The organism is Sandaracinus amylolyticus (assembly GCF_000737325.1).
GTDB classification, from domain to species: Bacteria; Myxococcota_A; Polyangia; order Polyangiales; family Sandaracinaceae; genus Sandaracinus; species Sandaracinus amylolyticus.
In genome coordinates this window covers 9,322,985-9,335,887 of record NZ_CP011125.1, presented here as the reverse complement: position 1 = coordinate 9,335,887, position 12,903 = coordinate 9,322,985, and the positions used below count along the sequence as shown (strand labels likewise).

Sequence of the window (12,903 nt, the reverse complement as noted above, 5' to 3'; positions counted from 1 at the left end):
TGCGATGCACGAATATCCTCTCCGGCTCACCTGGCACGGCACCACCGCGGGCCCCGCCGAGCACACACGCGACGCGGTCGCGAGCACCGGGCGCAAGCCCGACATCCCGGTCAGCGCGGGGAGCGCGTTCCTCGGTGACGACACGCGCTGGAACCCCGAGGACCTCTTCGGCGCGTCGCTCGCGACGTGCCACATGCTGACGTTCCTCTCGCTCGTGAAGAAGGTGAAGGTCGACGTGCGCCACTACGCCGACGACGTGTCGGTGCGCATCGAGAGCGTCGAGGGCGTCACGCGCGTGACGCGCGTCCGGCTCGCGCCGACGATCACCATCGCGCCCGGCGGCGACGTCGAGAAGACGCGCATGATGTTCGTGAAGGCCCACAAGTACTGCTTCATCGGCAACAGCACGACCGCCGAGGTCGTGATGGAGCCCACGATCGTCGTCGAGGGCGGCACGACCTGAGCTCACGGAGGGTCGAGCCGGCGCAGCCCGACGACTCGATACTCGCGCGGCCCGGTCTGGTAGAGATGGACGCTCACCGCGCCCGTCGTCTCGCGGCCGGGCGTCGACGCGACCACGTCGATCACGAGATATCGCGGCGCCGCTCCGGCGCGCACGCGCAGGTCGGGCAGCAGCGCGCAGACGTGCTCGTCGGTGCGCCGCTGCTCGATCTCCATCGCCGGCGGTCCCGCGGGCCAGTCGAGCCACGCGGTCGCGCGGTGCCGTCGATCCCACGCGTCGCGGATGCCCGTCTCGATCGCGAGATCGCGCATGCACAGCCACGTGCGGTCGGTCTCGGAGACGATCTGGGGGAACGCGAGCGGCGACAGGCGCGTCAGGTATCGCTCGAAGATCTTCCGCTGTCGCCCGCGCAGGATGCGCTCGAGATCGCGCGCGACGCTGGGCTCCGAGAACTGCCCGGTCGCGACGAGCGCGCGCAGGTGCTCGTCGCGGAATTGACTGATGATGCGCGTCATCCACGCCATGTCGCGCTCGGTGCGCCGCTCGAACCCGGGGTTCGGATATCCGTTGCGCCACGCGTCGGGATCGAAGTCCTCGACGTTGTAATACGTGAACACGGGATGGGGCCTGTCGGACTCCTCCTCTCGATAAGGGCGGTCCAAGAGCCCGAGCGTGAACAAGTCGACTCCGATGTGCTCGAGATCGACGTAGTGCGAGTGCCCGAATCGGCGCGTCAGCGGGTCGGACCGCTCCCAGATCAGACCGAACGAGTCGCCGACGTCGAGGATGTAGTGCTGCACGTATCCATTCGTGCCGTCGGTCGTGACCCACGCGTCGAAGTTGTTCTCGGCGCGCGAGTCGATGTGGTTGAGCCACGCCGAGAGCACGTACATCCCGCGGATCTCGCGCCGATGCTCGTGCGGCACGACGTCGTTGGGGTCGTCGTCGCGGCGCCCGTCGAAGCGCCACCCACCGAGCACGTCTCCGTCGATGTAGCGGCTCAGGCTCCCGCGGAATCGCCCGTCGTCGGTGCGGAGCGCCGCGTTCACGACCTCCTCGAGATCGGCCTGCGTCATGGGCTGGTCGCTGTACCCGTTCCGCATCGTGCCCGGCGCGATCACGAACATGTCGGGCGTGAACGAGACGACGCGATTGCACGGCGTCGAATAGCCGATCGCGTGGAAGATGCGAGTCGCGATCGAGTCCGCCGCGGTCGTGAGCTCGGGAACGCGGATATCCGTCTTGAACAGATATCGCTGTCCGTCGACCTCGATCACGAAGCCCGGCGTCGTGCCCTGCGCCTTGTGCTCGACGATCGTCCACGGCGGCTCCGGGATCGACTGGCCCGCACAGGCGCCTTCGGTGATCTCCTCGAGCGACACCGGGCGCTGTCCGATGCGGTTCTCGAACCAGCTCGAGCTCGGCACCTCGTCGACCGAATTGACGTTGATCGCCTCGCGCGTCTCCTCGTACTCCCAGAGCTCCGCGAGCTGCCGGAACGTCGTGTTGTCCACGGCGTCCCAGATCCACGAGTTGTATTGCTCCTCGGGCTCGGGCGCGAAAGGACGGCGATCGTCGTCGACCCACATCGGGTCACGCAGCGGATACCGATGTGCAGCGGCGCCGCCGCATCCGGCGAGGACGAGCGCGGCGAGCGCGGCGGCGCAGCGAGCGTTCCCGATCGACGTGGGCAGCATGCAGCACCTCGACTAGAGCGCGTCCCTCGCGCCGATCTCGATGCGGAACGAGTCGATGTCCGTGCCGCGCTCGAACGTCTCGGTCGCGAACCCGAAGTTGAACGTGAAGGGCGCGTCGATGACGGGGAACCGCGGCGCGATCTCGAGACCGAACGTGAGCCGCAGCAGCTCGACGTCGAAGTCCTCGAAGTGGCGCCCGAACGCGTTCGCGGTGCCGAAGTACAGACGTGCATCGAGGAACGCCCAGATCGGCCATTGGTAGTGCGTCAGGAGACCGACCGCGCTGAAGCCCTGGATGTCACCGGCGCGATATCCCGGCAGGAGCCCTCGACTGCCACCCAGCTCGACCAGCTCGGTGAACGGAACGTTCGAGTCACCGAGCGGCGAGATCAGGTGCGCGTCCGCGGTGATGCCGATCACGCGATGCCCTCCGAGCACGTCGGCGGCGAGCGTTCCGCTGCCGCCCCAGCTGACCCAGCGATCGAGCTCGGGGAGCCCGCCGAACGCGCCGTGCACGCCTGCGTGCACCGCGAGCCGTGCGCCTCCCTCGGGCGGCGCGCCCGGCGTGCGCGTGTCCACGTCGACCGTGATCTCCGCCGCGACCGCCTCGTAGCCGGTCAGATATCCGTACGGCACTTCCTGGCCGGTCTCCATCGCGCGCTCGAGCACTGAGGGCTCGTCGCCCCAACTGCGATCCTGGAATTCGATGCTCCGATACCGCAGCTCCCACTGGAGATCGCTGCTCTGCCAATATCGAACCGAGCTCCAGAGCACCGGCTCGAGTCGGACCGCGCCGTATCGCGCACGTTGTCCGTCGGTCGCATCGGGGCCGATCCCGCCGAACACGTAGTCGGGCCGCTCGCGCGCGAGGAGCCGCGCGCCGATGTACGAGCCGTCCGCGACCTCCACGCGCTCGGCGATCGTCCCGCTCAGCCAGTCGTCACCGCCGTACACGCCGTGGATCGAGATGTGGTTGTGGTCGAAGAGGAAGTCGTCCCACGACCCATAGATACCGATGCTCGGCTGGAACCCGAACTCGTAGAGGAACGTCGGCATCAACGTGATCTCGTTGTTCGGGCCGAACCGGAAGAAGCTGACGAGGTGCTCGATCACCTTGTGGCGCTCGAGCTCCGTGAGGGCCCAGCCGATGGGACGTCGCAGCACGAACTCCGAGACGAGGTAGAGCGGGCTCGTCAGCACGCGCGCCGTCCACAGCAGCACGTCACCGGCGTCGTCGCCGCGCTCGGGGAGACCGTCGTAGTCGGGCACCGCGCGATCTGGCGGGCGTGCGGGTCGCGGTGCCTCGGGCGCGCTCTCGTCCGCGGCGCTCTCGTCGTCGTCGTCTCCGGACGCGTCGCGGTCCGCCTCGGTCACGAGCGCCTCGAGCGCGCGCTCGCTCGGGACGCTCTCGTCGGCCCCGGGCGGATCGTCCGCGCGCGCATCGCTCGCCGGCGCCGCCAGCGCGAGCAGCGCTGCGAGCACGAGCGCCGCGTCCGCGCATCGTCGCTGCGGGCGTGGCGTGCCACCGACGTTCGAGCGTGTTCGGTGCACCGTGCCCGAGGTCAGCAACACGCTTGCCATCGGGGTCGCGCGCCATCTCCGATCGCCGTGCGCGGACGAGCGAGGGCCGCGCACACGTCGCCGCTGCGCGTCCGTCGCATCGCGTCACGTCGCGCGGGTGGGACCCACATCGATCCGCCCGCCGATCGGACGGGAGCGACACCGACGCGCGAGGGGCCTCGACGCCTCGGTGCGTCCGATACCCTCGCTCGGTCTCTCGAGAGGAGAGTCGTCTCGCGAGCGAGAGGAGTCGTGGTGCGTCGCAGTCGGGTGCTCGTTTCGATCGTGGTTCTCTCGTCCTTCCCGGCGCACGCGCTCGCGGACGATGCCGCGGCGCTCCCCTCGGTCGCGGAGTCGACGCCGCTTCCTTCCGAGCCCGAGCTCTCGCGCCCTCCGATGCGCGATCTCGATCCGGTCGAGGCCGTCGTGTCGGGTGTCATCAGCGCAGCCGTCGTCGGCGCGACGTTCCTGCCGTCTCCGACGCGCGAGACGCCGCAGTGGCGCGGCGGGATTGTCTTCGACGATCCGGTACGCGACGCGCTCCATCTGCGCGCGCCCGAGGATCGCCGGCTCGCCTCGACGCTCTCCGATGCGATCGTCGGCACGCTCGTGGTCGCGCCGATCCTCGTCGACGCGGCGCTGATGGCGGGCTTCGTGCGCGGCGATCCCGAGCTGATGACGCGCATGCTCCTGATGAACCTGCAGGCGCACGCGATCTCGTTCGGGCTGACCACCATCTTCAAGAAGGTCGTCGGCCGCGAGCGACCCAACGCACGCGCGTGCCGCGAGGACCCGGAGCGTCAGAGCAGCGATCCCCTCTGCGAGTCCCCGCCCGAGCACACCGCGAGCTTCTTCAGCGGCCACGCGTCGCTCGCGTTCACGAGCGCCGCGCTGATGTGCGTGCAGCACGCGGAGATCGGGCTCTTCGGTCAGGAGGGCGACGCCGTGATGTGCGCGACCGGCCTCGCGCTCGCCACGACCGTCGGTCTGCTGCGCATCGCCGCGGACAAGCACTACGCGAGCGACGTGATCGTCGGCGCGCTCGTCGGTGGGCTCACCGGCTGGCTCGTGCCGTGGCTGTTCCACTTCGACGTGGCGGACACCGTGGGCATCGACGGCGCGTCGGCGACGGTCGCTCCGATGATCGACGAGCGGCAGATCGGGATGCAGCTCTTCGGCGTGTTCTAGAACGAGACACGCACGCTGGTGATCGCGCGCTCGACCGTGACGCGCGCCGCGCCGCCCTCGACGACGAGGGGCCCGAGATCGCGCTCTCGCGCGTCGCACAGGCGCGCCTCGCGGATCGCGCGCCGCCCACAACGGAGTCGCACGTCGATGCGCTCTCCGGGCCGATAGCTGCGCAGCCGCACGACGTGCCCACCGCCGCGGCTCGCGACCTTGATCGCGCTGACGAGCACGTCGTCGCAGTCGGTGGTCATCACCTCGCTCGCGATCGCGTCGAGGTCGATCGAGCGCGGCGCGGTGAGCCCTGCGCGCAGCGAGCGCCGCACCTCGCGCGGCAGGTGGTGCGCGCGATGATCGCCGGGCCCGGTGAGCCACACCGCGTACTCGACTCCGTCCTCCGCGGTGCCGACGCCCGACGCGGGGTGCGCGGGCAGCGGCACGACGCCGAACGCCATCTCGAGCGGCGCGTGGCGCAGCACCACCCACTCGACGACGCCCGGCCGCGTCAGCGCCACGCACGCCGGCCCACCGAGGAACACCGCGAGCCCGAATCCCGCGGGATCTTCGACGTGCGCGAACGAGCGCGCGGGCCAGAACGTCGGGTCGTAGAGCTTGTGGTGCGGGCGCGTCACCACGCCGCCCGGAACGTTCATCGAGAGCGAGCGCGCCGTCGACGCGAGCGGGAGCCGACACGTGATGGTGCGGCGCGCCGCGGCGGTGCCGTCGACGTGCATGCGTACGATCGGCGAGCCGCCGCCGAGCCAGACGTAGCGCACGACGTCGTGGCCGCAGAGCCGCGCGCGCACGACGACCTCGAGCACACCATCCGCTTCCCGCGCGTCGATGCGCGCCGGGCGATCGCTGGTGCGCTCGATCTCGCGGAACCGCCCGCCGAGATACTCGTGCCCCATGCGCCACAGACCACCGGAGTCGACGTACGCGACGAGATCATTGCCCGGCGCCGACAGGCGCTCTCCCGTCGCGTCGCGATAGCTCGTGAGACAGCCGCCCGACGCCTCGGTGATCGTCAGCGCGTAGTGCTCGGTGCGCACGTCGAGGCGACCGTCGTGCAGGGTCCACTCGAGCTCGGAGGACGACGTCGTCGGAGCACGCGTCTCGGGCGCGTCGCCCCGCGCGCGGTCGAGCACGCGATCCGCGAGCGACTCGGCGCGCTGGAGCCAGGGCAGCTGCTCGGTGCGATAGACGCGCTCGGGCGACGTGCCGGTGACGAGATCGTGATGGTTCGTCAGCGCGACGAGGTCCCACGCATCGTCGAGCTCCGCATCGTGCGGCGCAGGATCTCGCGCGGGGTCGAACGCGAGCTTCTCCGCGAGCACCAGCTTGCGCACGATGCGATTCGACAGTCGTTTGACGTTGGGCCGCGATGCATAGAACCCCATCCAGTACGGGTTGGGGTCGAGCTCGAGCACCGGCAGTGAATCGCGATGGCAGTCGACGAGATCGAGGTAGTCGTCCAAACCCGCGCTCACGACCCAAGTGCCGGAGTCTCCGAATCGCGTGCGGTCGTAGCGCTCGAGCAGCTCGCAGAGACGCTCGATCGGACCGTTGAAGTCACATCCGATCGGACAGAACAGGTACGGAGTCCGCGACAAGGGCGCGAGCTGCCTCACCAGCCCGGCGATGCGCGACGCGATGTGACGTCCCGTTCGCCAGGGCACTCCGAGCGTCATTCCCATCCATCGGATCACGCCGAGGTGAGCGAGCATGTCGCCCTGGAAATACGTGAATGCGTTCCAGTGACAGAGCACCTCGGATCCGTCGGGCGCGCGCCACACGAAGTCCTGCGTCCGCAGCTCGTTCGCGAGCAGGTGCGCGCTCGATCCCGGCAGCGGATAGGACGACGGAAGGCGCAGATCCGCGCCCACGAAGTACATCCCGTCGATGCGCGTGAGCGCGGTGCGATCGAACCCCAGCGCGACGAGGATCGCGGGCCACGCGGGCGAGCACCCGAAGTCGTCGGGCAGGTACGCGAGCCGCGGCTCCGCCTCGAAGCCGTGCGCCCTCAGCCACTCCTGCCCGAGCAGGTAATCGCGGAGGATCGCCTCGGTGGCGGGAATCACCGTGTCAGGCGTCGTGATCCCGGTGCCCGTGAGCTGCAGTCGTCGCTCCGCGACCAGCTGGCGCAAGAGATCGCGCCGATCCGGGCGCCGCTCCCAATAGAGCCTCAGGAAGAAGATCGCCTCGAGCGAGAAGACGCGCCTCGGCTCGCGCTGCAGCTCGCGCAGGACCTCGTCCAAGATCCGCTCGATGCGGCGCTCGTAGTACTCCTCCGACGTGAAGAGCCAGTTGGGATCCCAGTGGCTGCTCTCGCCGAGCACCAGCACGTGGCGAGCGTCGTCGGGGATCCCGAGGCGCCGTCGGAGCCGATGCTCTCGCTCGCTCGTGCGCGCAGCCACCACGCTCGTGTAGACCCCGGAGTCGCGAGCGCGAACGACGTCGCACGACGACACGCGAGCCGGCGCGCGCGTGGATCCACGCATGCATCCTCGAGCCGTCGATGCTGCTCTGGGTCGCCATCGCGGGCGCGCTCGCGTCGGGCCTCACGTACGTAATCCTCTCGAACGCGCTGCGCGCGCTCGACGACGACGTGCGCCCCGACGTGTCGCTCCCGAGCATGACCGTCGTCCGCCCGGTGCGCGGGCTCGATCCCGGCCTCGACGAGAACACACAGGCCGCGCTCCGCGTGCGTTATCCCGCGGAGCTCGAGACGATCTTCGTCGTCGACGACGAGCACGAGCCGGCGCTGCCGGTGCTCGAGCGCGTGATCGAGCGCGAGGGATCGAGCGCCCGCGTTGTCATCGCAGGCCCTCCACCGCGCGGTCGCACCGGCAAGCTCCACGCGATGATCGTCGGTCTGCGCGCCGCGCGCGCGCGCACGCCGCTCGTCTGCTTCGCCGACTCCGACACGCGCCCGAGCACAGGGCTTCTCGAGGAGCTCGCGAGCGCCGTGGTCGCGTCGCGCGACGTCGGGGCCGCGTTCGCGCGCGCCATCGGCACGCGCCCTCCGCGCACGCTCGGCGACGTCGGCTACGGCCTCCTGCTCGACGGCATCTACGGGCCGCAGGTCGCGCTCGCGAGCCGCAGGAGCGGCAGCCTGCCCTTCGTGATGGGCCAGACGATGGTGCTGCGCCGCACTGCGCTCGAAGCGTGCGGCGGTCTCGAAGGCAGCTCCGGAGAGCTCGTCGACGACATGAACATCGGCGCGCGGCTCGCTGCCACGGGTTATCGCAACGTGCTCTGGCGCAGCCCGATCGCGATCGTGCAGGAGGGCCTCCCCACGCGCGATCTCCGCGGCACGGCGCTGCGGTGGATGGTGTTCGCGCGCACCGGGATCCCGTTCTGGCCGTACTCCGTGCCCGCGGCGATCTGGGTCGGCCTCTACGCGCTCGGGATCGTCGGCGCGCTCGTCTCGATGGCGATCGCGGACGTGACGTCGGGCGCGCTCTTCGCGGCGACGAGCGTGTCGGTCGTCGCGTCGCTCGAGGCGCTGCGACGACAGCAGGGCGGCGCACCGACGCCGCTCTCGCTCTGGTGGGCGCCGTTCGTGTGCCTCGCGATGGTGCCGTGGTGGTTCGCGTGCGCGCACTTCACGCGTGCGATCGTGTGGCGCGGTCGGAGCTACGAGCTCGACGCGCGCGGCCGGCTCGGCGTGCTCGACGCGGCGCCGGCGCGCGTCCCTCAGATGCCCCCTCAGATGCCGTAACGCATCGTGATCGGCACCGAGAGCACGCCGCCGGTGTGCTCGAACGACGCCGACTCGAACGAGGGCGGACCGAACGTGCCGCGCACGTCGCGCGAGAACCCGTAGCCCTCCGACGGGATGCCGAGGAAGCCGGTGTCGAACTCGCCGTCGCGATCCTCGTCGTGCATCACGCCGATCGCGTAGCGGCCCGGCGGCACGTTCTCGAGGCGACAGCGCGAGACGCCGTCGACGACGGGCGCGTTGCACGTCGCGACCTCGCGGCCCGACTGCGTCCACGTCGCCGCCGAGCCGTAGAGGCCCGCGCTCGCGACGCCGCGATCGTTGCGCAGGCCGCGCATGACGACGACGATCCCCGGCGTGCGCTCGTCGTCGCGAGACGCCTGACCCGAGGTCGACGCGGGGCCCAACGCGACGGCGACGATCGCCGCGCCCATCACCGACGACATCCACGGCACGCGCTGCATGGCGTGGATGTAGGGCCGCGGCGCGCGCTACGGAATTCGTAGCGCTACGCATTCCGTAGCGCTTGTTTCGACGCCGTTGCGAGCGAGACGAGACCGCACGCCGAGGTGGCCACCACGCTGACCGGCGCGATCGGCCATCGGGCTCGATCGGCGCAATCCCAGCAGAACCTTGGGACGAGGCGGCACGGCACACCGGTTGCGACGCACTGCGTCATGCTCGACCGACAGAACGCTGCCCGGCTCGCGCTACCGCTCGTGCTCACCGGCTGTGCTGCGAGCGCGGACCCATCGCTCGACGCCGCGAGCAAGCCCGAGGACGGTCCCACCGTCGTCGTGCCCGAGTCGCCCGCGACCGCGTTCCACACCAGCGCGACGCGCCCGACGTTCGGCGTTGCGCTCGACACCCAGCTCGATGCGCTGCGCTTCGAAGGGCGCGCGCAGGATCACGACTGGCCGCGCGAGCGGCCGAGCGACGACGAGATCGTCGGCGCGCTCACGGCCTACGATCGCGCGTTCCACGGCTGGGCCCCGAGCGCGCGCTTCGCGACGCTGCGCCCGCTGACGCGCGCGTCGTGCGAGCGCGGCGCGTGGGATCCCGCGTACTACGACGAGCTCGGCCCCGCGATGCGCGCGTTCACCGATCGCCGCGACGGCGCCGCGCGCAACCGCGTCGACGACGACGGCGACGGCGCGATCGACGAGTGCGACGATCTCGACGGCGCAGACACGACGTGGGTGGGCCGCGCGCGGGCCGCGGCGCGCGCGCTCGAGCCCGCGCCCCTCGATGCGGTCGAGCACCACGGCGTGCGCTTCGAGCCGCGCGACGTGCGCGCGCTGCTCGCGATCATGCACGGCGATCCGCGAGCGCTCGTCATCGGCGATCGCTGCACGCTCGATCGACCGGCACGCCGCGGGTGCGCGCCGATCAACGCGGGCGCGTTCCACCTGCTGCTCGGGAACGTCGTCGGTGATCGCGAGCGCGCGCTGGCGATCGAGCGCGACGACGGCGAGAGCGCGGTGATCGACGGATACCGCGTGGTGCTGCGGCTCGAGCGCGGCGAGGCCGAGGTGCTGCGCCTGCTCGGCGGTCGCGAGAGCGCGCTTCGTCCTTCGCGCTGGGTCGAGCTCGTGGTCGACGTGGACGTCGACGCCGCGGTGGAGCGCCACCACTTCCTCCTCGCGGTCGACGCGCGCGGGCACGTGATCGGCGGCGAGTGGATCGCCGACGGTGCGCGCCCGGCGTGGGCGTGGCTGCCGGTCGGCGCGGGGGCGAGCGCGCCTGTGCGCGTGGATCACGTGCGTGCGCTGCTGCGGAGCGCGCGCGCCGATCTCCGCGAGCGACGCACCGTCGAGCTCTCGCGCGTCGTCGATCGGCTGGTGCCCGACTGGCCCGAGCCCGGCGTGTCGTCGGCGATCGAGGTGCGCGACCACGTCGTCGCGGAGCGCGCGACGGTGCACGTCGAGCTGCTGCACGAAGCCCTCGAGGACGCGCAGGTCGTGCTCCATCGCGGGCTCGATCGCGTGGTGCTCTTCGATCGCAACCCGCGCGGCGGTGACGAGGGCTGGCTCTGGGCGTCGTTCACGATCGACGAGGTCGCCGGCGACGACGCGTACGGGCAGTGGGAGCTCTTCGTCGTCGACCGCGAGCGCGGCGCGATCGGGCACTTGCTCCGCTGGAGCCTCGAGCTCGAGGTGCACGATCCCTCGGCCCCGAGCACGACACTCGACGGCGCGCAGCCTCCGCGCTTCCTGCGCACGTACACCACGGTCGGCGCGCCCCTCGACGTGCCGGACGCGCTCTCGGACGGACTCGAGAGCACGATCGCGGTGCACGACGACGTCCTCGTGGAGCGCGCGATCGTGCACGCGCGCGTGACCCATCCGTACCGCGGCGATCTGCGCGTCGTGCTGGAGCACGAGGGCCTCGAGCGCGTGCTCCACGATCGCACCGGCGCGGGCGCCGACGATCTCGCGATCGAGCTCGACGCGCGCGAGCTCGCGGGCATGCACGCGCGCGGCGCGTGGACGCTGCGCGTCGAAGATCACGCGCCGGGCGACGTCGGGCGGCTCGAAGGTTGGGCGCTCGAGCTCGCCGGTCGTTGATAGGCTCGGGCGCGTGCGTCGCTCGTCCCTCCTCCTCGCCGCGCTCGTCCTCGTCGGCTGCCCCGGGCCCGAGCCGGCCGCGCCCGTCTTCCCCGCCGACTACGCGTCGACCTTCGTCGAGGTGCGCGACTGCCGGCGCAGCCCCGAGCACGAGCTCGCGTTCATCCGCGTGCTCGCGAGCCCCGACGCCGCGGGCGTCTACACGTCGCGCACCGGCACGTTCCCCGTCGGCGCGGTGATCCTGAAGGAAGAGCACGCGAGCGAGGGCTGCGACGATCCGATCGGCTGGACCGCGATGCGCCGCGAGGACGGCGATGCGTGGCGGTGGCAGGACGTCGCGCCGGATCGCGTGGTGATCGAGGACGGCGCGATCGCGCGCTGCGCGGCATGTCACGCGCGCTGCGTCGCGCCGGACCAGGGGTTCGAGCAGACCTGCGCCGAGCCGTGAGCGTCGCGCGGAGATCCGATCCGAGGATCGGATCTCCATCTGCGCGATGCGGCCGACGTCAGGGCGTCGCGGGCGCGGCCTCGGCGCTCGCGCGGGTGCGACGCGCCGGCGCTTCCGCGCGCGCCGGGCGCGCCGGGCGAGGCCAGCTCGCGCGCGCCGGGCACTCGAAGCCCTCGGGGCACGGGATCGGCGCGCTCGCGCCCGCCGGACAGAACGAGCCCTCGGGGCACTCCTCGGGCGCCGCCGCGTTCGCCGCGCAGAACTGACCCGCGGGGCAGGCGCGCGGACGCGCGGTGCGCGCCGGGCACGACGAGCCCGCCGGGCACGCGATCGGCTGCGCCGTGCGGCCGACGCAGAAGCTGCCCTCCGGGCATGCCGCCGCCTCGCTCGCGCCGGGCGCGCAGTACTGGCCGGGGCGCGCCGTGCAGGCCGCCGCCTCGCCGCCCGCCGCCGTCGCGGTCGCGCCGCCCGCTGCGGTGGTGCCGCCCGCTGCGGTGGTGCCGCCCGCTGCCGTGCCGCCCGCCGCGGCGCCACCTCCCGCCGCGCCGCCGCCGGCGCGCGCCCCGCCGCCGGCCGCCGCGCCGCCGCCGCGGGCACCGCCGGTCGTCGTGGTCGTCGTCGTCGTGGTCGTTGTGCCCTGCGCGCTGACGAGCGCCGGGGCGAACAGGAGAGAGGACGCGAGGATGGCCGTGAACATGGTGGTTCGCATGGGGCCCGAGACTAAGCACCACGCGTGGCGAGATCACACGTCCCCGGATGCGGAGCGGGGCGCCAGCGCGCGTCCGAGCCCGAAAACAGGGCGGAAATGCGCGTGCCCGCTCGGCGCACCGAGTGCGCGCCTGTCGTCAGGGGTGCGGCGGAGCCGCGCGCGGCGCCGCGACACGACGAGGCACGGTGCGTCGCTCACTCGAGCTCGAAGGTCACGCAGGTCGCCTCGTCCTTCTCCTCGTCGACGTCGACCTCGATCGAGCGCGCGTCGCACTCGAGGTCGTGGTTGTACTTGCAGACCGCGACCTTGCAGGCGCCGACGCCCGCGGCCTGGACCTCGCCGTCGGTATGGCGGATCGACATCGTGAACGTGTCGCAGCCGGGGTGGACGCCGTCGCCGACCGTGATCGCCTTGGCGTGACAGGCACCGTGGACGTTGTACGCGCAGCGCTCGACGCCACAGGCGGAGACGTCGGGCATCTCGATCGTGAACTTCATCGCGACCTCCGGCCCCGAGGGAGCAGTCCGCGTGCCGCGCCGGCTCGGCCGCT

The 12,903-nt window shown here is 71.7% G+C and carries 11 protein-coding genes; 5 read left to right on the top strand and 6 right to left on the bottom strand.

Translation table 11 applies throughout. The annotated features are described in order from the left end of the window. Positions 1–4: 4 nt before the first annotated feature. Positions 5–463, top strand: a complete 459-nt coding sequence (locus tag DB32_RS39550; RefSeq protein WP_075098138.1) for an OsmC family protein — start codon at positions 5–7, stop codon at positions 461–463. 2 nt (positions 464–465) lie between these two features. Here DB32_RS39550 and DB32_RS39545 read toward each other — a convergent pair whose 3' ends face one another. Both DB32_RS39545 and DB32_RS39540 read right to left on the bottom strand, forming a co-directional pair. Then, positions 466–2,160 (bottom strand): hypothetical protein, encoded by a 1,695-nt coding sequence (locus DB32_RS39545; RefSeq protein ID WP_053237835.1) that lies wholly within the window; start codon positions 2,158–2,160, stop codon positions 466–468. Positions 2,161–2,172: 12 nt separating this feature from the next. Further along, a complete protein-coding gene (locus DB32_RS39540; RefSeq protein WP_169791702.1) occupies positions 2,173–3,741 on the bottom strand; it encodes a hypothetical protein in 1,569 nt (522 codons plus the stop codon). A gap of 234 nt (positions 3,742–3,975) precedes the next feature. Here DB32_RS39540 and DB32_RS39535 point away from each other — a divergent pair, with 234 nt between their 5' ends. Beyond that, complete coding sequence (locus tag DB32_RS39535; protein ID WP_157070122.1) at positions 3,976–4,908, top strand: phosphatase PAP2 family protein; 933 nt, start codon at positions 3,976–3,978, stop codon at positions 4,906–4,908. Here DB32_RS39535 and DB32_RS39530 read toward each other — a convergent pair. Continuing rightward, on the bottom strand, positions 4,905–7,322 hold the full coding sequence (locus tag DB32_RS39530; protein ID WP_169791701.1) for a glycoside hydrolase family 38 N-terminal domain-containing protein: 2,418 nt from the start codon (positions 7,320–7,322) through the stop codon (positions 4,905–4,907). The two genes, DB32_RS39535 and DB32_RS39530, sit on opposite strands and share 4 nt — an antisense overlap. 101 nt (positions 7,323–7,423) lie before the next feature. Here DB32_RS39530 and DB32_RS39525 point away from each other — a divergent pair, with 101 nt between their 5' ends. Next, on the top strand, positions 7,424–8,629 hold the full coding sequence (locus tag DB32_RS39525; RefSeq protein WP_053237831.1) for a glycosyltransferase family 2 protein: 1,206 nt from the start codon (positions 7,424–7,426) through the stop codon (positions 8,627–8,629). Here DB32_RS39525 and DB32_RS39520 read toward each other — a convergent pair. After that, complete coding sequence (locus DB32_RS39520; RefSeq protein ID WP_053237830.1) at positions 8,617–9,093, bottom strand: DUF2141 domain-containing protein; 477 nt, start codon at positions 9,091–9,093, stop codon at positions 8,617–8,619. The genes DB32_RS39525 and DB32_RS39520 overlap by 13 nt on opposite strands. A gap of 213 nt (positions 9,094–9,306) precedes the next feature. Here DB32_RS39520 and DB32_RS39515 point away from each other — a divergent pair, with 213 nt between their 5' ends. Both DB32_RS39515 and DB32_RS39510 read left to right on the top strand, forming a co-directional pair. Further along, complete coding sequence (locus tag DB32_RS39515; RefSeq protein WP_053237829.1) at positions 9,307–11,196, top strand: proprotein convertase P-domain-containing protein; 1,890 nt, start codon at positions 9,307–9,309, stop codon at positions 11,194–11,196. Between the two features lie 13 nt (positions 11,197–11,209). Continuing rightward, positions 11,210–11,644: a hypothetical protein gene (locus tag DB32_RS39510; protein ID WP_053237828.1), complete on the top strand. Its 435-nt coding sequence runs from the start codon at positions 11,210–11,212 to the stop codon at positions 11,642–11,644. 58 nt (positions 11,645–11,702) lie between these two features. Here DB32_RS39510 and DB32_RS49255 read toward each other — a convergent pair whose 3' ends face one another. Together DB32_RS49255 and DB32_RS39500 are read right to left on the bottom strand one after the other, a co-directional pair. Then, positions 11,703–12,353 carry a hypothetical protein gene (locus tag DB32_RS49255; RefSeq protein ID WP_205627116.1) on the bottom strand — a complete coding sequence of 217 codons (651 nt, stop codon included), beginning with the start codon at positions 12,351–12,353 and terminating at the stop codon, positions 11,703–11,705. Positions 12,354–12,547: 194 nt separating this feature from the next. Further along, positions 12,548–12,850, bottom strand: coding sequence for a DUF1540 domain-containing protein (locus tag DB32_RS39500; protein WP_053237826.1), 303 nt, complete (start codon positions 12,848–12,850; stop codon positions 12,548–12,550). Positions 12,851–12,903: the final 53 nt, after the last annotated feature.

Excerpts from the sequence above, each read along its gene's own strand:
- DB32_RS39520 (WP_053237830.1), bottom strand. The coding sequence starts at position 9,093 with ATGCAGCGCGTGCCGTGGATGTCGTCGGTGATGGGCGCGGCGATCGTC.
- DB32_RS39545 (WP_053237835.1), bottom strand. The coding sequence starts at position 2,160 with ATGCTGCCCACGTCGATCGGGAACGCTCGCTGCGCCGCCGCGCTCGCC.
- DB32_RS39540 (WP_169791702.1), bottom strand. The coding sequence starts at position 3,741 with ATGGCAAGCGTGTTGCTGACCTCGGGCACGGTGCACCGAACACGCTCG.
- DB32_RS49255 (WP_205627116.1), bottom strand. The coding sequence starts at position 12,353 with ATGCGAACCACCATGTTCACGGCCATCCTCGCGTCCTCTCTCCTGTTC.
- DB32_RS39500 (WP_053237826.1), bottom strand. The coding sequence starts at position 12,850 with ATGAAGTTCACGATCGAGATGCCCGACGTCTCCGCCTGTGGCGTCGAG.
- DB32_RS39525 (WP_053237831.1), top strand. The coding sequence starts at position 7,424 with ATGCTGCTCTGGGTCGCCATCGCGGGCGCGCTCGCGTCGGGCCTCACG.
- DB32_RS39515 (WP_053237829.1), top strand. The coding sequence starts at position 9,307 with ATGCTCGACCGACAGAACGCTGCCCGGCTCGCGCTACCGCTCGTGCTC.
- DB32_RS39550 (WP_075098138.1), top strand. The coding sequence starts at position 5 with ATGCACGAATATCCTCTCCGGCTCACCTGGCACGGCACCACCGCGGGC.